20 protein-coding genes are annotated in these 21,434 nt (G+C 68.1%); 5 read left to right on the top strand and 15 right to left on the bottom strand.

Features of this window, described 5'->3' with window-relative positions; all coding sequences use genetic code 11:
* Positions 1 to 9: 9 nt before the first annotated feature.
* The 9 genes from R4823_RS22555 to R4823_RS22515 all read right to left on the bottom strand — a co-directional run bounded on the left by R4823_RS22555 (position 10) and on the right by R4823_RS22515 (position 10,118).
* Positions 10 to 1,353 (bottom strand): type II toxin-antitoxin system HipA family toxin, encoded by a 1,344-nt coding sequence (locus tag R4823_RS22555; protein ID WP_087839778.1) that lies wholly within the window; start codon positions 1,351 to 1,353, stop codon positions 10 to 12.
* On the bottom strand, positions 1,350 to 1,613 hold the full coding sequence (locus tag R4823_RS22550) for a helix-turn-helix transcriptional regulator (protein WP_087839777.1): 264 nt from the start codon (positions 1,611 to 1,613) through the stop codon (positions 1,350 to 1,352). Before R4823_RS22550 ends, R4823_RS22555 begins: the two co-directional genes overlap by 4 nt.
* Positions 1,614 to 1,836: 223 nt before the next feature.
* Positions 1,837 to 2,478 (bottom strand): protocatechuate 3,4-dioxygenase subunit alpha, encoded by a 642-nt coding sequence (gene pcaG, locus R4823_RS22545; RefSeq protein WP_087839823.1) that lies wholly within the window; start codon positions 2,476 to 2,478, stop codon positions 1,837 to 1,839.
* A 14-nt stretch (positions 2,479 to 2,492) separates the two neighbouring features.
* Positions 2,493 to 3,224 (bottom strand): protocatechuate 3,4-dioxygenase subunit beta, encoded by a 732-nt coding sequence (gene pcaH, locus R4823_RS22540; RefSeq protein WP_087839776.1) that lies wholly within the window; start codon positions 3,222 to 3,224, stop codon positions 2,493 to 2,495.
* 123 nt (positions 3,225 to 3,347) lie between these two features.
* Positions 3,348 to 4,295 carry a LysR substrate-binding domain-containing protein gene (locus R4823_RS22535; protein ID WP_165963352.1) on the bottom strand — a complete coding sequence of 316 codons (948 nt, stop codon included), beginning with the start codon at positions 4,293 to 4,295 and terminating at the stop codon, positions 3,348 to 3,350.
* A 61-nt stretch (positions 4,296 to 4,356) separates the two neighbouring features.
* Positions 4,357 to 5,316 (bottom strand): tripartite tricarboxylate transporter substrate binding protein, encoded by a 960-nt coding sequence (locus tag R4823_RS22530; RefSeq protein ID WP_087839774.1) that lies wholly within the window; start codon positions 5,314 to 5,316, stop codon positions 4,357 to 4,359.
* 25 nt (positions 5,317 to 5,341) lie between these two features.
* Positions 5,342 to 6,610 carry a carboxylesterase family protein gene (locus R4823_RS22525; RefSeq protein ID WP_087839773.1) on the bottom strand — a complete coding sequence of 423 codons (1,269 nt, stop codon included), beginning with the start codon at positions 6,608 to 6,610 and terminating at the stop codon, positions 5,342 to 5,344.
* Between the two features lie 108 nt (positions 6,611 to 6,718).
* On the bottom strand, positions 6,719 to 7,651 hold the full coding sequence (locus tag R4823_RS22520) for a LysR family transcriptional regulator (protein ID WP_087839772.1): 933 nt from the start codon (positions 7,649 to 7,651) through the stop codon (positions 6,719 to 6,721).
* Positions 7,652 to 7,745: 94 nt separating this feature from the next.
* Entirely contained in the window at positions 7,746 to 10,118 is a 2,373-nt protein-coding gene (locus R4823_RS22515; RefSeq protein ID WP_087839771.1) for a membrane-bound PQQ-dependent dehydrogenase, glucose/quinate/shikimate family, read from the bottom strand.
* Positions 10,119 to 10,364: 246 nt separating this feature from the next.
* Between R4823_RS22515 and R4823_RS22510 the strand changes: the two genes are divergently transcribed.
* Positions 10,365 to 11,567, top strand: a complete 1,203-nt coding sequence (locus tag R4823_RS22510) for a multidrug effflux MFS transporter (RefSeq protein WP_087839770.1) — start codon at positions 10,365 to 10,367, stop codon at positions 11,565 to 11,567.
* A 7-nt stretch (positions 11,568 to 11,574) separates the two neighbouring features.
* On the opposite strand, the gene R4823_RS22505 is transcribed toward R4823_RS22510, so the two are convergent.
* Positions 11,575 to 12,465 carry a LysR family transcriptional regulator gene (locus R4823_RS22505; RefSeq protein ID WP_087839769.1) on the bottom strand — a complete coding sequence of 297 codons (891 nt, stop codon included), beginning with the start codon at positions 12,463 to 12,465 and terminating at the stop codon, positions 11,575 to 11,577.
* Between the two features lie 102 nt (positions 12,466 to 12,567).
* Between R4823_RS22505 and R4823_RS22500 the strand changes: the two genes are divergently transcribed.
* Genes R4823_RS22500 through R4823_RS22490 form a run of 3 tightly spaced genes read left to right on the top strand, consistent with a single transcriptional unit; the run spans position 12,568 to position 15,218 of the window.
* Positions 12,568 to 13,530 carry a tripartite tricarboxylate transporter substrate binding protein gene (locus R4823_RS22500; RefSeq protein WP_087839768.1) on the top strand — a complete coding sequence of 321 codons (963 nt, stop codon included), beginning with the start codon at positions 12,568 to 12,570 and terminating at the stop codon, positions 13,528 to 13,530.
* 4 nt (positions 13,531 to 13,534) lie between these two features.
* Positions 13,535 to 14,881 carry an acyclic terpene utilization AtuA family protein gene (locus R4823_RS22495; protein WP_338616139.1) on the top strand — a complete coding sequence of 449 codons (1,347 nt, stop codon included), beginning with the start codon at positions 13,535 to 13,537 and terminating at the stop codon, positions 14,879 to 14,881.
* Between the two features lie 25 nt (positions 14,882 to 14,906).
* Positions 14,907 to 15,218, top strand: coding sequence for a hypothetical protein (locus R4823_RS22490; RefSeq protein ID WP_087839766.1), 312 nt, complete (start codon positions 14,907 to 14,909; stop codon positions 15,216 to 15,218).
* Positions 15,219 to 15,249: 31 nt separating this feature from the next.
* On the opposite strand, the gene R4823_RS22485 is transcribed toward R4823_RS22490, so the two are convergent.
* Both R4823_RS22485 and R4823_RS22480 read right to left on the bottom strand, forming a co-directional pair.
* Entirely contained in the window at positions 15,250 to 15,669 is a 420-nt protein-coding gene (locus tag R4823_RS22485) for a hypothetical protein (RefSeq protein ID WP_338616138.1), read from the bottom strand.
* A gap of 23 nt (positions 15,670 to 15,692) precedes the next feature.
* On the bottom strand, positions 15,693 to 15,935 hold the full coding sequence (locus tag R4823_RS22480; protein WP_338616137.1) for a hypothetical protein: 243 nt from the start codon (positions 15,933 to 15,935) through the stop codon (positions 15,693 to 15,695).
* Between the two features lie 192 nt (positions 15,936 to 16,127).
* On the opposite strand from R4823_RS22480, the gene R4823_RS22475 reads away from it, so the two are divergent.
* The gene (locus R4823_RS22475; RefSeq protein WP_338616136.1) at positions 16,128 to 17,027 is read left to right on the top strand and encodes an AraC family transcriptional regulator; all 900 of its coding nucleotides are present in this window, start codon (positions 16,128 to 16,130) and stop codon (positions 17,025 to 17,027) included.
* A 27-nt stretch (positions 17,028 to 17,054) separates the two neighbouring features.
* Here the strand turns inward: R4823_RS22475 and R4823_RS22470 are convergent, their stop codons facing one another.
* Genes R4823_RS22470 through R4823_RS22460 form a run of 3 tightly spaced genes read right to left on the bottom strand, consistent with a single transcriptional unit; the run spans position 17,055 to position 21,388 of the window.
* Positions 17,055 to 17,513 carry a hypothetical protein gene (locus tag R4823_RS22470; RefSeq protein WP_338616135.1) on the bottom strand — a complete coding sequence of 153 codons (459 nt, stop codon included), beginning with the start codon at positions 17,511 to 17,513 and terminating at the stop codon, positions 17,055 to 17,057.
* Between the two features lie 22 nt (positions 17,514 to 17,535).
* A complete protein-coding gene (gene mdoH, locus R4823_RS22465) occupies positions 17,536 to 19,839 on the bottom strand; it encodes a glucans biosynthesis glucosyltransferase MdoH (protein WP_338616134.1) in 2,304 nt (767 codons plus the stop codon).
* A gap of 4 nt (positions 19,840 to 19,843) precedes the next feature.
* Complete coding sequence (locus tag R4823_RS22460; protein ID WP_338616133.1) at positions 19,844 to 21,388, bottom strand: glucan biosynthesis protein G; 1,545 nt, start codon at positions 21,386 to 21,388, stop codon at positions 19,844 to 19,846.
* Between the last annotated feature and the right edge of the window lie 46 nt (positions 21,389 to 21,434).

Below are 21,434 nucleotides of genomic sequence, written 5' to 3'. Positions count from 1 at the left end.
GCAGCTTCCCTATGTGCGGCGGCGAGCCAGCAATTCAGAGCGGCCGATGACTTCGCCAGCGGATCGAGGCGTGTCGGCCGCTTCGTAGCCGGCCTCCTCGATGGCGGCATCCAGGCCACGATATTTCCCATCCATCCTCGGGCTCCGGAGCGCGCACATGCCGTCGTTCCATGCGTGCACCATCTGCTTGGCGATCCACCTCCAGCGCGGTTCGTTGCGGGCTGCCTCGATGACTTCCCGGCCCACCTCGACGGCCGATTCGCATAGTTGTTCCACCATGGCCTTGTATTGGCTGGGAGGTATGCCGAGCCGGGCCGCGAAGAACCGCTCCAGCGTTTTGCCTGGAGTCCAGGTCTTGCGTCCGTCGATGGACAGGCCGGGCGCGTTGTTGCTGAACTGGGGGTAGGCCTGGGTGGTCACCACGTCATAGACGGGCGTGTAGGCCACGTCGTCGCGCGAGGTGTAGTACAGGGCGATGTTCTTGGCGTGGCAGTCGGCGTTGCGGACGACATAGTTCACCAGCAGATGCCAGCCCAGGTGAAGAAGTTGGAATCTCGAGTTGGCAGGCGGGATATAAGCGCGCGTGGCGTGGAGCACGCGTTCGGTGGATGGCGCGTATTTCTCGTGGGGAGGCAGGCCGAGCAGGCTGCAGGCATCTTCGACGCCACGAACGGGCCGGCCCGTCTGGTCCAGGTCGAATCGGTCGACGATCAAGACCCGGCCATCGTCGGACATCCGCGTATGCACGACCGGTACGACGTTCAGGCGGCGCAGGACCCAAAGGCTGTGGAATTCGTTGAATCCGAGGAACGGAGTGCCGTCGTCGGAGCCCTTGATGATGTGTCGTGGCGTGCGCAGCGTTGTCTTGCCCAGGGATGGCGCATCGCCGCTCGTGGAGAAAGCCGGGGCGAGGAACTTGGGCACGACGCCTGATATGGCGCTGCGTGCATACTGGCGGACCAGGGCGTCGAAGTGTTGAGCCGTATTGTCCGCGGTGAGTAATTCCTCGATGTTCAGAGGCGTGAGTTCCGCACCGGGCGCAGCACCTTCGGCCGTTACCGCTACGCGCCCGATTCCGGAGGCACCGACTATGGCCAGCAATGACAGGTCGGTGCCATCCATGAGTGGTCCGAAGACCTCCCGGATCACGCTCAACAGATGGCCCTCGGGCAAGTTCTGGCGAAAGAAGGGATGCAGGTCGCGCGGCCAGCGCCAGGGTTCGTTGCGCACGGGCATGGCCAGGCTGACGAAGGCGTCGTCCGGCGTTCCGGGTTCATACTGCAAGACGTATTCGTCGCCTTCGCGAAAGAGCTTGGCCACGCGTTGGCCGAGCACGTGGACGTCCAGCCTCATGAGTCGCCTCGCTGGCGCTGTTCCGCAAGGATATCGTCCAAGGTGCGGATATGGCCTGCCTTGACCACTTTCAGGTCATAGCCGGCCGCTTCCAGCAATCGGACTAGCGCAGAAACGCTCATGTCGCCGCGGGCGACGGTTTCCATGCGAGCCAGCGTGGAGCGGGCCACGCCGGCCCGCTGCGCCATTTCCTCCTGGGACAGACCGCTATCTTTGCGGGCCGACCGCAACATGCTTGCGACATCTCCTAGTGTTGTCATTTTGTAGCCCCTGGGCCTCAATATTGGCCTATCCTAGCATTCCTGTAGCCTCAGAGGCACAAACATCGATTCTATTTTGTAGCCAAGGGGCTACAAAATTTTGTGAAAGCCATATTTTCGTAGCCTCGTGGCTACAAAAAATGCCCTCGTTCTTGACGCCAGAGCGTCCGAATCGAGGGCATTCAGGGGTCCGCCTGCCGGCGGGCCACTCGCGACGGCTGGATCAGACGTCGAAAAACACCGTTTCCTTGCCGCCGTCCGGCGTGTCCTGGATACGGATGTCGAAGCGATACACCACCTTGCCGTCGCGCTCCTCGCGCTTGGCGATCAGCGTGTCGCGGCGGACTTCCCATTCGATGCCGTTGATGATGGGGTCCTTGGCGTTGGCTGCCTTCTCGTCCTCGAAGTAGACGCGGGTATGCAGGCCGAGGTTGATGCCGCGGGCGAACAGGATCAGGCAGATGTGCGGGGCCTGCATCGTGCCGGCCCTGGCGCCGGGGACGGCTCCGGGCTTGATGGTCTCGAAGCTGTAGAAGCCGGTGTCGAAGTCGGCGCCGGTGCGGCCCCAGCCGCGGAAGGCGGGATCGATGGGCTTGTCCTGCGTGTCGGCGGGATGGGCGTACTTGCCGGCGGCGTTGGCCTGCCAGATCTCGACCAGCACGTCGCGCAGCACGGTGCCGCTGCCGTCGTACACCTGGCCTTCGAGGCGGATGCGCTCGCCCTTGGTCTCGGGCTTGACCAGGTTGTTGTCGAAGTTGTTTTCGAAGATGTCGAAGCCGGCCTGCTTGGGAGCGAGGCCGATGTGCACGTACGGGCCGCCCGTTTGCGAGGCGGTTTCAGGAAGGAAGGTGATTTGGGTGCTCATGGTCCTGCCCTCGATCAATTTTCAAACCAGGTGGCGGTGCGGCCGCGCACCGTGATGTCGAAGCGGTAGCAGCGGCTGTCCAGCGCGATGAAGTTGCCGATGTCCTGCATGGCGATCAGGCCGCGGACCTGCTCTTCGTTGCTGATGGTCTTGAGGATGGGGCAGTGCGGGATGAGCGGATCGCCTTCGAAGTACTGCTGCGTGATCAGGCGCTGGGCCCAGCCGTCGGCCAGGATGGAGAAGTGGATGTGCGAGGGGCGCCAGTCGTTGATGCGGTTGCGCCAGGGGTAGGGCCCGGGCTTGATGGTGCGGAACATGTAGTAGCCGTTCTCGTCGGTCAGCATGCGTCCACAGCCGCCGAAGTTGGGGTCCAGGCTGCCGATGTAGGTGTCGTTCTTGTGGCGGTAGCGGCCGCTGGCGTTGGCCTGCCACACTTCGATCAGGGCATTCTTGACGGGGCGGCCGAACTGGTCGCGCAGGAAACCGTGGACGATGACGCGTTCGCCGATGGGCAGGCCGTCCTTGGCGAAGTTGGTGATCAGGTCGTTGTCTTTGGGGCCGAGTTCCTCGGGGCGGAAGACGGGCGAGGTGATCTCGGACAGCGTGCCGACGTTGGAGATCAGCGCCTTGCGCGGCGAGCGCAGCACGCTGGTCTTGTAGCCGGGGGTGTAGGCGGGCGGGTGCGCGTCGCTGTCGCGCTGCACGAAGACGCCGGTCGTCGAGGGAGGCAGAAGGGGATTGCTCATGTCTCTGTACCGTTTGTGGGAATGTTCGCAGGGGCAACTGTAGTCACGCCCCGGTCCAGGGGCAAGTGAAGAATATGCCGCCGTGATATAACGGTAGGGAATATCTTGGAACCCAGCCGGCCTTTAGGCGGGATCCCAGCCCAGGTCTTCGCACGCGGCCCGCCAGCGCACGGCCACGCCGCGCACCGTGTCGGCCATGTCCCCGGCCAGCGGTCGGCTGGTGCCCGGCTGCGCCTGGGTGAAGAGTCCGACCGCCTCGGTGGCGGCCCCGGGCACGCGGCGCGCCACCAGCACGCCCTGTTCGAGGTCGGCCTTGACGGTGCTGAGCGAGGCGAACCACAGGGCATCGCTGTTCAAGGCCAAATTGCGGGCCAAGGGGATGGCCAGGGTTTCCAGGCGGTCATGGCTGGCGCCGGAGCGCAACTGGCCCAGGAAGCTGTCGGCCGCCTGGTAGATGCTGGTGCCGGGCAAGGGCAGGATCACCGGGTGCGCCGGCGCCTGCCAGGCCTGCCACTCGGTGCGCGCCAGCGGGTGTTCCGGCCGCATGGCCACGACCAGCGGCTCGCTCCACAGCGGCTCGAAGCGCAGTTCCAGCATGTGGTCGGGCTCGGCCAGCCGGCCCACGACCACGTCCAGCTCGCCCTGACGCAGCCGCGCCAGCAACTCCGGATTCATGCCGGTCTCCAGGCGCACGGGGCCGTGGCGCCCGCGCGCGCGCCAACTGCGCAGGATCTCGTGCGGCAGGTCGACCGCCAGCGAGGGCAGCACGCCCAGCTTGACGGCGTCTCCCTCGGGGTCGCGGGCTTCGCCCAGCGCCATCTCCAGCGCCATCACGCCTTGGCGCGCATGCTGCACGAAGGCCATGCCCGCGGGCGTCAGGGCGACGCCGTGGCGCTGGCGGACCACCAGCGGCTTGCCGACGATCTCTTCCAGCTCCTTGATGATCTTGCTGACGGCGGGCTGGGTGATGGACAGGAACTCGGCCGCGGCGCGCATGTTGCCGTGCTGCGCGGTGGCGAGCAGGCAGCGGATGTGTTGCAGGCGGATGCGGTTGAGTTGCGGCGAGGTCATGCGGACGGCCATCGTAAAGCCGTGATGGTACGGGCTTCCGGTGCCGCGGGCCAGCCGGCCGTCACTGCAGCCGTATGCCCAGTTCCTTGACCAGCGGCTCCATGGCGGCGCGGTCCTTGCGCACGGTCTCGGCCAATTCTGCCGGCGTGTCGGCCACCGGCACCTGGCCCAGCATTTCCATTTGCCTGTGCATGGCCGGCGTGGCCAGCACGGCCGCGACGTCGCGCTGGATCTTCGCGATGACGTCGTCGGGCGTGCCGGCGCGTGCCATCAGGCTGAACCAGGGTTCGGTCGAGAAACCCTTCAGGCCCGACTCGTCCAGCGTGGGGACGTCGGGCAGTCCGCTGAAGCGCTGCGCGCTGGTGATGGCCAGGGGGCGCAGCCGGCCGCTGTCGATCAGGCCCTTGGCGCTGGAAGGCGCATCGAACGAGATGTCGAGGATGCCGCCCAGCAGGTCGCCCTGGGTCTTGGCCGCCGAGGATGAGGGAGCGTAGAGCACCTTGATGCCGGCCTGGCGCGCGATGCGTTCCCAGCCCACGTGGAAGCCCGTGCCGATGGAGTAGGAACCCAGTTTCAGCTCGCGCTGGCGCGCTGCGTCGACGAAATCCTTCCAGGTCTTGAAGGGGCTGTCCTTCGGGACCAGGAAGATGAAGGGCGTGCGCGCTACGGTCGTGACGGGGGCCAGGTCCTTCCGCGGATCGTAGGGCATCCTGTCCACCGCGAAGGGCACGATGGTCATGGTCGCCGCGAGCATGGTGCCCAGCACGTAGCCGTCGGGCGGCGACGAGGCGACCGCCGCGCCGGTGATCATGCCGGATGCGCCGGCCTTGTTCTCGATGATGACGGGCTGGCCCCATTTCCTGGACAGCTCGGTGGCCAGCAGCCGCATGGTGACGTCGACCGGGCCGCCCGGCGTGTTGGGCACGACGATGCGGACGGGCTTGTCGGGCCAGGCGGCCAGGGCGGGGCCGGCGGCCAGCAGCGACAGGACGCACAGCGCCTGCCTGAGGAAAGCGGTCATGGTGATGGTCTCGCAGTGAAGGAGGTCAATCGAAGATCTGCATCGCCGGGGCAGGGTCCCAGCCGGGAGAGCCGCCGCGTATGAAGCGCAGCCACGCGGCGCGCATCCGCGCGGACAGGTCGCGTACGTGGCCGGGATCGGCGCCGGCCAGCATGGGGGCCGGGCCGAAGGCCTCCAGCGTGCCGAACAGCAGCGGCAGTTCGATGCAATGGCAGGCGCCGAAGCGCTCGGTAGGGCCGAAGTCGACCCGGTACGACCAGGCCTGGCGGCCCGCGCGCCGCGCGTCGTCGGCCCACTGGCGCGAGCCGGCGCCAAATGCCGCTTCGCCTACCGCGCGGCTATCGGCATCGGTGCCGTAGCCGGGGAAGGCCGCCATCTCGTCGCGCGTGGTGCCGACCAGCACGTCGCGGGCGCCGGCCCAGTCGGCCATGCGTGCCTGCGCATCGCGCGGCACGACCGTGCCGTCCGCGACCACGGTGAACAGGGGGCCGGCGTAGTTTCCGGCGGAGAGCGCGGACAGGACCGAAGGCGCTTGCTGGGCGTCCAGCAGTCGTTCGATGGGCAGCGCGCGCAGCGCCTCCAGGTCGGCCGCGCCGGCCGCTTCCATGAACAATTGGCCGAGCGCGTAAGCGTCTTCCAGGCTGCGGAAGCCCCGGCCCAGTGCGCCGCTCTGGAGGATGGCACGGTGGAAGCGCGGCTGGCGCCCGCACAGCGCGGCGATGCAGCTCGCGCCGGCCGACTGCCCCATCACCGTGATGCGTCCGGCGTCGCCGCCGAACGCGCCGATATGGCGGACCACCCACTCCAGGGCGGCTTCCTGGTCCAGCAATCCCAGGTTGGCCGGCAGCCCGGGCAGGCACAGCCAGCCCGGGGCGCCCAGCCGGTAGTTGATGGCGACCACGACCACGTCGCCTTCCTCGGCCAGGCGCGAGCCGTCATACCAGGGCAGGGCGCCGGCGCCGCTCTGCCAGGCGCCGCCGTGTATCCAGACCACCACCGGCCGCGGGGCGCCGTCTGCCGCGGGCGTCCAGATCGTCAGGTGCAGGCAGTCCTCGGACTGTTCGCCGTCCAGGTCGCCCATGACGTCGCGCAGCCGGGCCGGCCGTTGCGGCGCGATCGTGCCCACGCCCGTGGCGTCGAGCAGGCCGTTCCAGTCGGCGGGCTCGGGCGCGCGAAAGCGCAAGGCGCCCACCGGTGGGCGCGCGTAGGGAATGGCGCCGTAGCGGTTCACGGCCGGGCCGCGCAGGCCGCGTACCGTACCCTGGGGAAGCTGGACGTCTAGGGTGGATGCCATGGGGGGCGGACTCCCGTGTTCTGATCCGGGCATCTTAGTGACGAAGGCCACCGCGTGGCTATGCGGGATTCGGACGAATCCATGCGAAAAGCGCAAGGCGTCCCGGCCTCAGGGGCCGTAGGGCAGGCCGGCTTGCTCCACGACCTCGGCCAGCGCGTCGGCGAAGGCACGCATGTGGCGGCTGCCGGGCCGGTCCCGTCGCCAGATCGCCGCCATGGGAGCGGGCAACAGGCCCAGCTCCACCGGCAGCACGTGCACTTCGCCGCGGGCCTGCATGGCGGCGGCGACGCAGCCCGGCAGCATCCAGAGATGGCGGGCATCGCGGATGAAGTCGCGGCCGAACTCCAGCGACAGTGCGCCTATGGTCGCCGGTAGCGCCAGTCCCGCCTGCGACAGGTTGCTTTCCAGCTCGCGCTGGATCCGGCTGCCGGGCAGGGCGGTGATCCACGGGTAGGCCACGCAATCGGCCAGCGTGGCGTGGCCGGTGGCCAGCGGATGGTGCGGCGCGCAGGTCAGCGCCACCGGATCGGTGATGATGGGGTCGGCGCGGTAGATGTCCGGATTCATGGTCGGACGCGCCCGGCTCAGGAACACGTCCAGCGCGCCGCTGTCGAGGTCGGCCAGCAGGTCGTCGTGGTTGCCCGTCGTGATGGTCAGCGCGATGTCGGGGTGCCGTTCGCGGAACCGGCGCGCCGTGTCGGTCAGCGGCCAGCCCGAGAACAGCGAGAAGCAGCCCCCCACCAGGCTGCCCTGTTCGCCCCGGCCGATGGCGGCCAGGTCCATCTCGGCCTTGCGCAGGTCGCCCAGCAACACGCGGCCGTGGCGGCACATGGCCTCGCCCAGCGGCGTGCAGGCCATGCCCTTGCCGGTGCGCTCGTACAGGCGGCCACCCAGCAGTTCCTCGATCTCGGCCAGCGCGCGCGACAGCGCCGACTGGGTGCTGTGCAACTGCTGGGCCGCCTTGGAGAGATTGCCGGAATCGGCGATGGCCAGCACGATTTCCAGGTGCCGGATCTTGAGTTTGCCGTGAAAGGGAGTCATGAGCCTGCATCGACGAAGACCGCCACGCGGCGTCCTGCCGGTGGCGGAACCCCGGCCCGGCGCGGGCCGGGCCTGCGTCGGCAGTCTAGCTCAGCTACGGCTGCTTCGGCAGCGCGTAAGCGATCACGTAATCCCCACGGTCCGGCGATTGCCGCGCGCCGCCGGCCGAGATCACGACGAACTGCCGGCCGCTCTCGGGCGACATGTAGGTCATGGGCGTGGCCTGCGCGCCCACCGGCAGCCGGCCCTTCCACAACTCCTTGCCGGTCAGGACGTCGATGGCGCGCAGGTAGTAGTCCTGCGTGCCGGCGTAGAACACCAGGCCCGATGCCGTGGTCAGCGGCCCGCCCAGCGTGGGCATGCCGATGGGAATCTGCAGGCCGGTCTTGATGCCCAGGGGGCCGGTGTCCTGCAGCGTGCTCATCGGCGCCTGCCAGACGGTCTTGCGGGTCTTCAGGTCGATGGCGGTCATGGTGCCGTAGGGCGGCGCGTGGCAGGGCACGCCCAGCGGCGACATGAAGCCGTTCTTCGAGATGCCGTACGGCGTGCCCTCCTGCGGCGCATAGCCTTCGTGGACCGAGGCGGCCTTGGTCGGGTCCGGCGTTTCGTCGCGCGGGATCAGGCGGGCCCACTGCGGCATGCGGATGTCGTTGATCACCAGGTAGTCGAGCGCGGGCACCACCGAGACGCCCCCCCAGTTCATGCCGCCGTAGTAGCCCGGGTAGATCAGCGTGCGGCGGTCGGCGCGCAGCGGGGTGAAGTCGCCTTCGTAGCGCATCTTGCGGAACTCGATGCGGCACCACAGCTGGTCGAAGAAGGTGGCGCCCCACATGCTGGCTTCGGTGAAGGGCTTGGTCCCGATGCCGGGCATGCCGACCGAGTAGGGCTGCGTGGGCGAGGTCCAGTCGCCTTCCTGCGCCCCCTGCGGCACGGGCACTTCCTTGACGTCGGCCAGCGGCGTGCCGTCGCGGCGGTCCAGCAGGAAGATCTGGCCGCGCTTGGTGGCCTGGATCAGCGCCGGGACCGTGCCGCCCTTGCCGTCGGGCAGGTCATACAGCGTCGGCGGCGTGCCCACGTCATAGTCCCAGAGGTCGTGGTGGGTGGTCTGGAATTTCCAGCGTTCGCGGCCGGTCTCGACGTCCAGCGCGACGACGGACGAGGCGTATTCCTCGGCCGCCTTGCTGCGGTGGGCGCCCCAGAAGTCCGGCGGCGAATTGCCGGTGGGCAGGTACAGCAGGCCGAGCTTGTCGTCGTAGGCGGGCGTGGACCAGACATTGGGCGTGCCACGCGTGTACGAGCCGCCGTCGGGCGGCAGCTTGGTGATGGCGGGGTTGCCCAGGTCCCAGGCCCAGACGAGCTCGCCACTTTTCGCGCTGAAGGCGCGCACCGCGCCCGAGGGTTCGTCCACCGCGCGGTTGTCGTACACCCAGCCGCCGATGATGATCAGGTCGCGCGCGACCGTGGGCGCGGAGGTCTGGAAGTAGTAGCCGGGCTTGACCTCTCCCATGCCGGCCTTGAGGTCCACCGTGCCCTGGTTGCCGAAAGCCGCGCATGGCCTGCCGGTCCTGGCGTCGAGCTGGATCAGGCGGGCGTCGATGGTGCTGAGGACGATGCGCTGGCGGCAACTGGCGTCGGCGGCGGCATCCGTCATCGAGGCGCTGGCGTCGTAGTAGCTCACCCCGCGGCAACGCTGCCAGACCGGCGAACTGGCCTTGGGATCGAACTTCCAGCGTTGCTCGCCGGTCTCGGCGTTCAGCGCGAAAACCTGGTTGTGCGGCGTGCACAGGTACACCGTATCGCCCACCTGGAGCGGCGTGTTCTGGTCCTCGGCGCCGTTGATCGCCGGTTCGCCGGTGCGGAAGGTCCAGGCGACCTGCAGGTTCCCGACATTGCTCTTGTCGATCTGGGAGAAGGGGGCGTAGCGGGTGCCCGCCGCATCCCGTCCGTAGTGGTCCCAGTCGCCGCCCGAGGCGGCGGCCGGCACCGCCGTGGGGGCGTCGCCCGTGGCGCTCACGGGGAAGTGGGGCTGGAACATCAGGAAGCCGAAGCCGGCCAGCGCCAGCACGCACAGCATGGCCAGCGAGTAGGCCCCCTTGTTGCCGCCCGGCTCGCCCACGGGGCGCAGCAGCGGGTGCAGCAGCGCGGCCACGAGCGCCAGCACGATCACGCCGATCAACCGCGGCACCAGTTGCCAGAAGTCGAGCCCGACTTCCCAGAAGGACCAGATCAGCGTACCGATGAAAACCAGCGCGAACAGCCAGGCCCCGGCGCGCGAACCCCGCGCGTAGCCCAGGCCGGAGAGGACCAGCCCCAGGCCCGCGATCAGGTAGTACCAGGAGCCGCCGAGCGAGACGAGGCGCACGCCGCCGACGCCGAGCACGAGGCCGATCAGGACGAGCACGATGCCGAAGATCAGTAGCGGAACGCGGCCCCGGCGATGGAGGGGATAGGTGGAAGGATCGGTCATGGATTTCTCCGAAAGTGGGCCTTCCGCGAGCGCAAAGCGAGGGCATGACACGGGCGCCGCCCGGCGAGGGGGGCCTTGCGCAGCGGCGCGGGGCGGGCTGCGTCGTTGTTCTGTAGTAAGAACATAACCCTTAGATGCGTAACGGTGTGTGACGTAAAGTTGCCGTGATGCGCAGAAGTTAAGGGTTAACCCGTATCCGGTCCGCGTGAAACAGGTAGAATAGGCGGCCATTCCGATAGGTCCCCCATGCCCAAACATGCCTTGACCATCGTGCTGGCGCTGCTGACCATGGTCGGACCGCTGGGCATCGATGCCTATTTGCCGTCGTTCCACGCGATCGGCGTCACCTTCGAGGCGTCGCCGCTGGCCGTGCAGCAGACCCTCAGCCTGTACATCGCCGGCATGAGCGTCATGACCCTGTTCTACGGCACCTTGTCGGATTCGTTCGGCCGGCGCCCGGTGATGCTGGTGTCGCTGGTGCTGTTCACGCTGACCTCGATCCTGGCCGCGCTGTCCACCAGCATAGGCATGCTGGTCGCGGTGCGGGTGCTGCAGGGCCTGTGCGCCGGCGCCGGCATGGTCATCGCGCGCGCCATGGTGCAGGACAGGTTCCAGGGCGGCGAGGCGCAGCGGATGATGGCCATGATCACCATGGTGTTCGGCGTGGCGCCCGCGCTGGCGCCGGTCCTGGGCGGCTGGCTGCAGGCCACGCTCGGCTGGCGTTCGGTGTTCTGGGCGCTGGCCCTGTTCGGCGCCGGCCTGTGGGTGGTCAGCCGGCAGGTGCTGCACGAGACCTTGCCGCCGGCCGGGCGCACGCCGTTCGACCTGCGCAGCATCGCCGCCAACTACCGGCGCTCGGTGACCAGCCCCCGGTTCGTGCTGATGTCCGTGGGGATAGGCCTGGCGTTCTGTGGACTGCCCTTGTACGTGGGCTCGGCCGCGGCCTACATCATGGACATCCTGCACCTGCCCGAGACCGCGTTCGGCTGGCTGTTCGTGCCCATGGTCGGCGGCCTGATGCTGGGCTCGGCCATGGCGAGCCGCTACGCGCACCGCATCCCGGCCGAGCGCATGGTCCGGCTGGGATTCCTGGTCATGGGGTTCGGCGTCGTGCTGTCCGTGATCTATACGAGCCTGTTCACGGCTGCCGTGCCGTATGCCGTGCTGCCCTTCCTGTTCTATACCTTCGGCCTGTCGCTGGCCTCGCCCAGCATGACGGTGATCGCGCTCAGCATCTTCCCCGAGATGCGGGGGCTCGCGGCCTCGATGCAGGGCTTCATCCAGATGGCGCTGTTCGCGCTGGTCTCGGGGCTGGTTGCGCCGATGGTGTTCGGCAGCGCGGCGGGCCTGGCCTGGACCCACGCCTTGCTGCTGGCGGTGGGGCTGGGTTTCTGGGAGGCGGGTAGCCGGGCCCGGGCCAGCCCCGCCGCGCCGGCCGCCGCAGCCTGATCCGGATTCAGACCTGCCGGCGCAGTACTTCCAGAAAGCTGCCCGCGGCGGCCGGCAGCGACCGGCCGCTCCGCGTCAGGATGCCCATCTCGCGCGAGACGCCGGGGCTGGCCAGCGGGATGGCGGCCAGCGCCGACATGTCGATCAGCCGGAGCGCCAGCCGCGGAATGGCGGCGATTCCCAGCCCGGCCGCCACCATCGCCCCCACGACCGAAATGTTGGCGCATTCATAGCGCGCCTGGACGGCCAGGCCGCATTGCGCCATGACCCGGTCGGCGATCTGGCGGATGCTGCTGGCCGGCCCGCTGGCGACCAGCGGCCTTTCCGCCAGCACCGACCACGACACCCGCCGGCGTGAAGCCAGGGGATCGCCGCGGCTGCACACGCAGACGAATTCGTCGCTGATCAGCGGCTCGAACGCCAGGCCGTCCTGCCGCGGCGGCGCCACCGAAATGGCGAAGTCCGCGCTGCCGTCCAGGACCCGCGTCCGCACGAATTCCGCCGATACGGGTTCGAGCGCGATCGTGACGCGCGGATGCGTCGCCTGGAACACCGACATGGCCCGGGGCAGCAGCGCGGCGGCGGCGGAAGGCAGGCAGGCGATGGCGATGCGGCCCCGGCGCCCGGCCACGAATTCGGACAGGTCACTGAGCGAGTCATGGAATTCGCCCACGATACGGCGGGCGATGGGCAGCAGTTCCTCGCCCTCGCGGGTCAGCTCCACGCGTCGCGTGTTGCGGTCGAACAGGCGGGCGTCGAGCTTGTGTTCGGCGGACTGGACGGACCGGCTCAGCGCCGGCTGGGAGACATGGACGCGTTCGGCGGCCAGGCGGAAATTGCGCAGCTCGGCCACGGCCAGGAAGGCTTCCAGTTCATGCACGGTCAGGGTCGATCGCATGCGGCCTGATAAATGATGAAAATGCATTAAATCAATATGATAAATGCACTTCTCATATCATGGCCGCCTCCCTACACTGGCCCGAAAAACCCCGGAGACGCCATGAACACCCGCCTGATTCCCTTTGCCGTGCTTGCATGCCTGCTGGTGGCCGGTCCTGCTTCGGCCCAGTCCTATCCTTCGCAGCCGATACGCATGGTGGTGCCGTTCGCGGCCGGCAGCGGCACCGACCAGGTGGCCAGGGTGCTGGGCCAGGCCATGACCGCGGCGGCCAACGTCACCGTCGTGGTGGAGAACAAGCCCGGCGCCAATGGCTTCATCGCGGCCCAGGCGGTCGCCACGGCGCAGCCCGATGGCTACACCATGCTGCTGACGACCAATACCACGCACGCGGCCAACCAGCATCTGTTCAAGCACCTGCCCTACGACCCGGTCAAGGACTACACCCCGGTCGCGCTGCTGCGCAAGGGCTACCAGATCATGGTGGTGCGCGCCGACTTCCCGGCGCGCAACGTGGCCGACTTCATCGCGCTCGCGCGCAAGCAGCCAGGCAAGCTCAACTTCGGCAGCGGCAGTTCGTCCAGCCAGGTAGCGGGCGAATTGTTCAAGCAGATGGCCAACGTCGAACTGACCCACGTGCCCTACAAGAGCAATCCGCAGGCGCTGAACGATCTCATGGGCGGGCAGATCGACGTGGTGTTCGTCGACACGACCTCGGCGATCACGCTGGTGCAGGGCGGCAAGCTGCGCGCCCTGGCCGCGACCAGCCCGGTTCGCCTGTCCATGCTGCCCGAGGTGCCGACGCTGGACGAGGCCGGCCTCAAGGGCTACGAGATGTCGTACTGGACCGCCGCCTATCTGCCGCGCGGCGCGTCCCGGGAAGTCACGGCCACGCTCAACAAGCTGTTGATCGACGCCGTGCGTTCTCCCGAGATGGCGCAGTTGATGGCCAAGACGGGTACCGAGGTCTCCACCAGCTCGCCGGCCGAGCTGGCCGCCTTCCAGGCGGCGGAGTCGGACAAATGGGCCCGCATCATCCGCGCGGCCAACATACAGCCGGAGTGACCCCATGACCAAGACGCGCGTGCGCATCGGCGCCGGTGCGGGATTTTCCGACGACCGGTTCGAGCCGGCGCTGGAGCTGGCCGAGCGCGGCGAGCTGGACTACCTCGTCTTCGAGTGCCTGGCCGAACGGACCATCGCGCGCGAGACGCTGTCGCGGATCAAGGATCCCGAGACCGGCTACACGCCCTACATGCGGGACCGCCTGCGCATGGTCCTGCCCGCTTGCATGCAGGCGGGCATCCGCATCGTCACCAACATGGGCGCGGCCAATCCGCTGGGGGCGGCGCGCGTCATCCGGCGCGACGCGCTGTCGCTGGGGCTGCCGCCGCCGGTGGTGGCAGCCGTGGTGGGCGACGACGTGACCGAGATCGTGCGCGCGCATCCCGAGCTCCGGCTGCTCGACACCGGCGAGCCGGTGGAGTCGCTGCTGCCACGCATGGCCGCGGCCAACGCCTACCTGGGCGCGGACATCGTCCGCGAGGCATTGGCCCGGGACGCGCAGATCGTGGTGACGGGGCGCGTGGCCGATCCGTCGATGTTCGTGGGCTGCATGCTGCATGGACTGGGGTGGTCCTACGACGACTATCCCCGCCTGGCGGCCGGCACCTTCACCGGCCACTTGCTGGAGTGCGCGGCGCAATTGACCGGAGGCTGTTTTGCCGACCCGGGGAAGAAGGACGTGCCGGACATGGCGCGCATCGGCTTTCCTTATGCCGACGTCGATGCCGACGGCTCGGTCCGGCTCGGCAAGGTCGCCGGCTCGGGCGGCCGCCTGGACGTGGCGACATGCACCGAGCAGGCGCTGTACGAGATCCACGATCCGGCGCGCTACATCACGCCGGACTGCGTGCTGGACATCACCGAGGCCGAGTTCGAGCAACTGGGTCCCGACCGCGTGGGCTTTCGCGGCACGCGCGCGGCCCCGCGCACCGATACCTACAAGGTCGTGGTGGGCTACCACGATGGCTGGATAGGCGAAGGCGAAGTCGGCTATGCCGGCCCCAACGCGGTGGCCCGGGCCCGTCTGTCCGAGCAGATCGTGCGCGAGCGCTTGAAGCTGCGGGGGTTCTCGTATCCGGAGATCCGGGTGGACTACATCGGCATGAGCAGCCTGCACGGCATGGGCGCGGGGCGGCCCGAGCCCTACGAGGTGCGGCTGCGCGTGGCGGCGCGCAGCCCGGACAGGAAGGCCGCGCAGGCGGTGGGGTTCGAGATGCGCACGCTCAACGTCAACGGTCCGGCGGGCGGCGGCGGCACGCTGGAGGCGCTGCGCGAGGTCATCGGTGTGCGTTCGCTGCTGCTGCCGCGCCATCTGGTCCATCCCGAGGTCGTCATCGAGGAGCGGCCGTGAACGAACAGAACAGGAGTAGCGTCCCGTGAGCACCAAGGTCCACGAACTGGCTCATTCGCGCGCCGGCGACAAGGGAAACACCTCGAACGTCTCGGTCATCGCCTACGACCAGGCAGCCTGGGACATCCTGCGCCGGGAACTGACCGAGGAGCGCGTCATGCGCGCCTATGCGCACCTGGCCAGCGGGCCGGTCACGCGCTACGAGCTGCCGCGCCTGCGCGCGCTGAACTTCGTCATCGAAGGGGCTCTGGGCGGTGGCGTGACGATCTCGCTGGCGCGCGACGCGCACGGCAAGTCCCTGTCCTACCTGATGCTGGACATCGACCTGCCTGTTTGATCACGCCGTGTCCGGCCTGGCGCGTCTGCGTTCAGGAAAGCCTGCCGGCGCCGCGCTCGCGCGCGAACGCGGCGCCGGGCAGCCGCGGCCGCTCGGCAGCGGCCGGAGCGGATGCCTGTACGTCCCGCAGCCTGCCGGTGACCGGCCGCAGGATCAGGGTCGTCCCCTGCGCGTTCCAGGCCGCGAGGTCATCGCCGCGCGGTGCCATGCCGACATAAGGGCCGGCCTGCGACGGATACGATAGCCGCGGGATCTGCCACAGAATCGTTCCGTCGAGTCCGATGCCATACACGTTCTCGCCGCCGTGCCGCCGGTCGGGCTCGACCAGCACCGCCAGCGACCGCTCGAACGCGACGACCTGGACGATGCGCCCGGGGAAGACGATATCCTCGCCCGCGGCCTTGAGCGTCAGGACATTGCGTCGATAAGCGTAGCGCAAGGCCGCACTCATGGCCGGTCCCGGATCCGTCGGTGTCAGTGGCGGTGCTTCAGTGCCTCTCGTTCCGTCTGTCGGTCGAGCATTTTCTGGGTGTTCGCGTTCTCCATCGCCTGCTGCTGCAGCATGCACTGGTCGTAGGCCGGCGTGCCGCGCGCGATGCCCAGGTTGTCGCACGCGCGCTGGAAGTTCTCGCGCTCCATCCTGTCCAGGGCGGCGCATCCCCCCAGGGCGACAAGGGCAAGCAAGCAGGCGGCCTTGCGAGCCGTGTGAAATCGCATCGTCATTTTCTTTCTCTCTAGTTGCCGCCACGAATATCGGCATGTCCTGGAGAACCGCGTTTCTCCATCGGCAGAAATGGTAGCAACCACTTACCTGATGCTTCGTTAAAATGGGATGGAAAATAGTCGGAATGTACGAGAATGATGAGTTTTTGACAGGGCGATCGGCGGGGCGGCGACAAGGGGTGGGAGATGGCGGTCTTGCTTGGCGACATTCCGGACCATTGGGGGCCGAAGTACGAGTCGGGTGGAGTCGCTGCTACCCGTACCCGCGTCGGCCCGAACGAGATCTTCCTGCGCCCGCTGTCGCACATGGCGCTGGTCCTGTTCACCCCGCAGCCGGGGCGCCAGGTCTCGCTCAACAGTGATCGCCGGGTCGCCGGCCTTGCTCCTTCGGGAGCGCTGGAAATCATTCCGACCGGCTCGGACTTTTCCGCGCGGTGGCTGGTCGACAAGGAAAACCTGCTGGTCGCCCTGGAGCCCAGACATCTTGCGCGGCTGGCGGGCCTCGAGTTCGGCCGGACCGATTTCGAGCTGCATCCGCCGCCCCTGGGCACCGTGGACGCGAGGATGATGCCGCTGGCGAAGATGCTCAAGGCGGAACTGGAGCGCGGCGAAACATCCAATCCGCTCTGCCTGGATGCCCTGTCCACGCTGTTCGCGACTTCCCTGCTGAGGCATCATTCATCGCTGGCCGGGCGCGGCCGGGCCAGGCCGGCGGGGGGCATGGCCCCAGCCGCCTGGCGCAGGGTACATGACCATATCCAGGCTCACGTGGCGGAAGACATGTCCGTCGAGGTGCTGGCCCGGGTGGCGGGCCTGTCTCCCAGCCATTTCCTGCGGGCTTTCCGGCAGATGACCGGCCAGCCGCCGCACCAATATCTCCTGCGCGTCCGGCTGGAGCGGGCCGAGCGCCTGGTCACCACGACGTCGCTGCCGCTGGCGGAGGTCGCCCGGTCCGCCGGGTTTTCCAGCCACAGCCACATGACGGCGGTCATGCGCAGGCTGCGGGCCGTGACGCCGAAGGAACTCAGGCGCGAAGCCCGTGGGCGGAAAGGCCTGCCGGGGTCGAGCGAAGCCGGCGGCGAGTAGGCGCGGGATCGGGCCGGCCCTTGTGCCTCAGTGATTGATGGCCGTGATCTTCACGTCGTTGCGCTTGCCGACGCCGCCGAACCAGATTTCGCCCGAACCGATGGAGATCCCCTGCCAGTTGGCGAAGAGCTCAGGGTAGGCCTGCCGCGAGACGGCATCCTTGACCTTGGGCGTGACGATGCTGTCGTAGTCCGTGATGAAGTGGCCCGCATCGCGTATCGTCACGGCCTTGCCTTCCACGCGGGTCCGGAAAGGGTAGTCGACCATCGCGGCGACCGCCGCCTTGTCCGCGGTTGCGACGGCCTGTTTCAGCTTGTCGAAGAACCCGCGATAGGGCGCATGTTCGCCGAATAGCGTATCGAGCCGCGCGTCCATGTCGGCCGCGGTCTGTGCCATCGCGGCGCTGGCTCCGCCAAGGGCCACGAGGGCCGCCAGGCAGGCGCCCAGCAGTCGCCGCGTCGTCGTCTTTCGTTTTCCGTCTTGCATGGCAGCGTCCTGGGAAAGGGGGTCAGGCCGCGCGGACCTGGGCCGCCGGCCGGGCCAGCGCCCGGTGCACGCGGGCCAGGACTTCGGGGTCGTCCAGCAATCGCATGCGCGTGGGATCCGGCAGGTGTTCGGGATGCTTTTCCAGTACCTCGTCGACCAGCCGCGCGCGCGCCGCCTCGATCAGCGGGTGGCCGGGCAGGTGGCGGCCGGTGGCGAAGGCGCGCGCCAGCGCGTTGGCGGCGGGGTCCGTCAGCGCATCCATGAATCCGGGCGCGGGACGGGCCTGGTTTTCCTCGTTGTAGCGCGCGGTGTCATGGAGCTCGCGCGGCGGAGACGTTTCCTCGGGTATGCAGAACAACCCGTCTTCGAAGGCGCCTTGCCCCAGGCTGACGCGGCTGGACATCACCGACAGCGGGATGGCCAGCAGCAGCGAAGCCAGGATGGGGATCATCCACCACAGGAAGTTCGGATTCAGCCAGGCGACCAGCAGGCCCCAGCACACGCCCAGCAGCGTCTGCAGGCCGTGGCGCCGGAAGGCTTCGCGCCAGGGCGTCTCGTTGTTGGCGCGGGCCGGCGATTTCCATTGCACCTTCCAGCCCAGGAACGCCGCCACCACGAAGCGGGTATGGAACAGCATGCGGATCGGCGCCAGCAGCATGGAGAACAAGACCTCCAGCAGCATGGACCACAAAAGCTTGCCCGAACCCGCGTAGCCCTGCGCGCCTTTCACCCAGACCAGCAGCACGCTCAGTATCTTGGGCAGGAAGAGCAGCACCGCCGTGGTCGAGAACAGCGCGATGGCCTCCTCCGGATGCCACTGCGGCCAGATCGGGAACAACTGGTGCGGCGTGACGAAATACTGCGGCTCGGTCAGCGTGTGGACCGCCAGCAGCGCGGTGGACAGCGCCAGGAACAGGAACCACAGCGGCGCCGACAGGTAGGACATGACGCCGGTCAGGAATACGGCGCGGTGTACGGGGTGCAGGCCCTTGATCAGGAACAGCCGGAAGTTCATCAGGTTGCCCTGGCACCAGCGCTGGTCGCGCTGCAGTTCATCCAGCAGGTTGGGCGGCAGTTCCTCGTAGCTGCCAGGCAGGTCGTAGGCGATCCAGACGCCCCAGCCGGCGCGCCGCATCAGCGCGGCCTCGACGAAGTCGTGCGACAGGATGGCGCCGGCGAAGCTGCCCTTGCCGGGCAGCGGCGCCAGCGCACAGTGCTGGATGAAGGGCTCCAGGCGGATGATGGCGTTGTGGCCCCAGTAGTGGGACTCGCCCAGCTGCCAGAAATGCAGGCCGGCCGTGAAGAGCGGACCGTAGACCCGGGTGGCGAACTGCTGCACGCGCGCGTACAGGCTGTCCATGCCCGAGGCGCGCGGGGCGCTCTGGATGATGCCGGCCTCGGGATTGGCGTCCATCAGCACGACCAGGCGCTTGAGGCATTCGCCGCTCATCACGCTGTCGGCGTCCAGTACCACCATGTAGTCGTACTCGCCGCCCCAGCGCCGGCAGAAATCGTCGATGTTGCCGCTCTTGCGCTTGACGCGCCGCCGGCGCCGCCGGTAATGGATACGGCCGAAACCCTCGACCGTCTTGCACAGCTCGACCCAGGCGCGCTGTTCCTGCACGCAGTTGTCCGGCTTGTAGCTGTCGCTCAGGATGAAGAAGTCGAACTTGTCCAGGACGCCGGCCCGCGCGACCGATTCGTAGGTCGCGCGCAGCCCCGCGAATACCCGGCCCACGTCTTCGTTGCAGATGGGCATGACCAGGGCGGTACGGGTGCCGGCGGATATGGGCACGCCTTCGGCCACGGTGGCCGAGATGCTGTAGCGGTCGCGCCCCATCAGCAACTGGAGGAAACCCATCAGCGCGGTCCAGAAACCGGCCGAGACCCAGCAGAACAGCAGCGCGAACAGCAGCAGGATCGCGACTTCCAGGATCTGTCCGCCCTGGTAGGGCAGGACCGCCTTCATGTACCAGGTGGCAACGGCGGTCTGCGCCACCACGGCCACCAGCAGGGTCAGCCGGCGCAGCCTGCCGGCGATCTTCCAGCGCGGCTCGGGCGGGCGGGCGAGCCGCTCGGCGCGCGTCTTGTGCATCCGGCCCTGCACGCGGCGCCAGCCGCGCACAAAGGGATTGGTGACCCAGGGTTCGGGCACCATGGACGAGCGCTTGATGGGTGGCGCGGTCTGTATGCACACGCGTCCGGCTTCGTCGCGGCGGACGACACCGTATTCGTCCAGTTCGGGACCGTAGGCCTCGAGCAGGGTGCGCTCCTGGGCGTCGGCCTCGCCCGCGCGCAGGGCGTCTTCGTCGATCGCTGCGGACATGGAATCACTCACCCGTTTCATAGCCTGGCAACTGGTAGCTCCAGGTCTCGGAAACGGCGTTCTGCCCGTTGACCAGGCCCGCCCGCATCTCCACCGGCTTGGTCGGATCCTTGACCTTGATCCTCAGCGTGACGCGCCAGCCGCCGGTGACCGGATTGCGGCGCAGGCTGTTCTCGAGCACGTCGGCATTGCCGCCGGTGGAGAAGTTCAGGGAAACAGGCAGCGGAGGATCCTTGGGCTTGGCCGGAGCCGGGGCCGAGAAGTCGATCAGGAATGCGGTGCTGCCGTCGGGTCGGCGGATCAGGTCGGTGCCGCGCGTCTCGCCCACCGAGCGCCGGGTCTGCAGCACGCGGGCCAGCTTGGGGTCCTGCAGCCCCGCCTCGTTGCGCGTCCAGCGCAGGGTGTAGTTCATTTCCAGCGCCGTGCCGGGCTTGGGCTGGTGCTCGGGCACCCAGAACGCGACGATGTTGTCGTTGGTTTCGTCCGCGGTCGGGATCTCGACCAGTTCCACCCGGCCCTTGCCCCAGTTGCCCGTGGGCTCGACCCAGAGCGTGGGTCGCAGGTCGTAGCGGTCGTCCAGGTCCTCGTACTGGCGGAAATCCCGCGCCCGCTGCTGCAAGCCGAAGCCGCGCGGATTCTCGACCATGAACGAACTGTTGGCCAGGCGGCGGGGATTGTTCAGCGGACGCCAGAGCCATTCGCCATTGCCGGCGTGAAAGGCCAGGCCGTCGGAGTCGTGCAGTTCCGGCCGGTAGTTGGCGGTGCCGGAAGGCTGCGCCGCGCCATATAGATACATGCTGGCCATGCTGGCGATGCCCAGCTTGGCGACCGGGGCACGCAGGTAGACGCGCGAACGGACTTCGACCAGGCTGTCCTCGCCCGGGGTGATGGTGAACCGGTAGGCGCCGGTGGCGCGGGGCGAGTCCAGCAGCGCATAGATCACGATGTGCTTGTCGCTGTTGGCGGGCCGCGCGATCCAGAACTCCCGGAAGCGGGGGAACTCCTCGCCCGAGGGCACGGCGGTGTCGATGGCCAGGCCGCGGGCCGATACGCCATAGACCTGGCCCTTGCCGACCACGCGGAAGTAGCTGGCACCCAGGAAGGACGCGAGTTCATCGTCGCGCTTGGCGGGATCGTTCAGCGGATAGAGGACGCGGAAGCCGGCGAAACCCAGGCCGCGCAGCAGCTTGGCATCGACCTGGCGGGGGCCGAAATCGAAGTCGGCGGGATCGTATTTGATCTCGCGGACGCCTTCGGCATCGATCTCGTTGATCTTGACCGGCAGGTCGAAGGCCATGCCCTGGTGATGGAAGGCGATCTGGAACGCGGTGCGGCCGTCGGCCCACAGATACTTGTCGCGCTTGGGCTGGATCTGCTGGTATTCGGCGTACTTGAGGTCGCGCAGTTCCTTGGGAAGCTGGCTCGTGGGCGCCTTGTATTTTTCGCCGGCGAGTTCCTTGGCGCGGCGGGCGACATCGAAGAAGTCGAAAGCGCTGGCGGGAGCGGCGGCCAGGAGGCCGGCCGACAATGCCAGGGCCGAGAGAAGCATGCGGGCGGCAAACGAGCGCACCCTTGGGGAAGAAAGGGATGAGTCA

It is taken from the genome of Pigmentiphaga sp. CHJ604, assembly GCF_036972535.1.
GTDB classification, from domain to species: Bacteria; Pseudomonadota; Gammaproteobacteria; order Burkholderiales; family Burkholderiaceae_B; genus Pigmentiphaga; species Pigmentiphaga daeguensis.
The sequence above is the reverse complement of the archived record's forward strand: the minus strand, read 5'-3'. Positions and strand labels throughout refer to the sequence as shown.

What these genes read in the sequence shown, in the direction of transcription:
- R4823_RS22555 (WP_087839778.1), bottom strand. Translation starts at nt 1,353, where the DNA reads ATGAGGCTGGACGTCCACGTGCTCGGCCAACGCGTGGCCAAGCTCTTT.
- R4823_RS22550 (WP_087839777.1), bottom strand. Translation starts at nt 1,613, where the DNA reads ATGACAACACTAGGAGATGTCGCAAGCATGTTGCGGTCGGCCCGCAAA.
- pcaG (WP_087839823.1), bottom strand. Translation starts at nt 2,478, where the DNA reads ATGAGCACCCAAATCACCTTCCTTCCTGAAACCGCCTCGCAAACGGGC.
- pcaH (WP_087839776.1), bottom strand. Translation starts at nt 3,224, where the DNA reads ATGAGCAATCCCCTTCTGCCTCCCTCGACGACCGGCGTCTTCGTGCAG.
- R4823_RS22535 (WP_165963352.1), bottom strand. Translation starts at nt 4,295, where the DNA reads ATGACCTCGCCGCAACTCAACCGCATCCGCCTGCAACACATCCGCTGC.
- R4823_RS22530 (WP_087839774.1), bottom strand. Translation starts at nt 5,316, where the DNA reads ATGACCGCTTTCCTCAGGCAGGCGCTGTGCGTCCTGTCGCTGCTGGCC.
- R4823_RS22525 (WP_087839773.1), bottom strand. Translation starts at nt 6,610, where the DNA reads ATGGCATCCACCCTAGACGTCCAGCTTCCCCAGGGTACGGTACGCGGC.
- R4823_RS22520 (WP_087839772.1), bottom strand. Translation starts at nt 7,651, where the DNA reads ATGACTCCCTTTCACGGCAAACTCAAGATCCGGCACCTGGAAATCGTG.
- R4823_RS22515 (WP_087839771.1), bottom strand. Translation starts at nt 10,118, where the DNA reads ATGACCGATCCTTCCACCTATCCCCTCCATCGCCGGGGCCGCGTTCCG.
- R4823_RS22510 (WP_087839770.1), top strand. Translation starts at nt 10,365, where the DNA reads ATGCCCAAACATGCCTTGACCATCGTGCTGGCGCTGCTGACCATGGTC.
- R4823_RS22505 (WP_087839769.1), bottom strand. Translation starts at nt 12,465, where the DNA reads ATGCGATCGACCCTGACCGTGCATGAACTGGAAGCCTTCCTGGCCGTG.
- R4823_RS22500 (WP_087839768.1), top strand. Translation starts at nt 12,568, where the DNA reads ATGAACACCCGCCTGATTCCCTTTGCCGTGCTTGCATGCCTGCTGGTG.
- R4823_RS22495 (WP_338616139.1), top strand. Translation starts at nt 13,535, where the DNA reads ATGACCAAGACGCGCGTGCGCATCGGCGCCGGTGCGGGATTTTCCGAC.
- R4823_RS22485 (WP_338616138.1), bottom strand. Translation starts at nt 15,669, where the DNA reads ATGAGTGCGGCCTTGCGCTACGCTTATCGACGCAATGTCCTGACGCTC.
- R4823_RS22480 (WP_338616137.1), bottom strand. Translation starts at nt 15,935, where the DNA reads ATGCGATTTCACACGGCTCGCAAGGCCGCCTGCTTGCTTGCCCTTGTC.
- R4823_RS22475 (WP_338616136.1), top strand. Translation starts at nt 16,128, where the DNA reads ATGGCGGTCTTGCTTGGCGACATTCCGGACCATTGGGGGCCGAAGTAC.
- R4823_RS22470 (WP_338616135.1), bottom strand. Translation starts at nt 17,513, where the DNA reads ATGCAAGACGGAAAACGAAAGACGACGACGCGGCGACTGCTGGGCGCC.
- mdoH (WP_338616134.1), bottom strand. Translation starts at nt 19,839, where the DNA reads ATGTCCGCAGCGATCGACGAAGACGCCCTGCGCGCGGGCGAGGCCGAC.
- R4823_RS22460 (WP_338616133.1), bottom strand. Translation starts at nt 21,388, where the DNA reads ATGCTTCTCTCGGCCCTGGCATTGTCGGCCGGCCTCCTGGCCGCCGCT.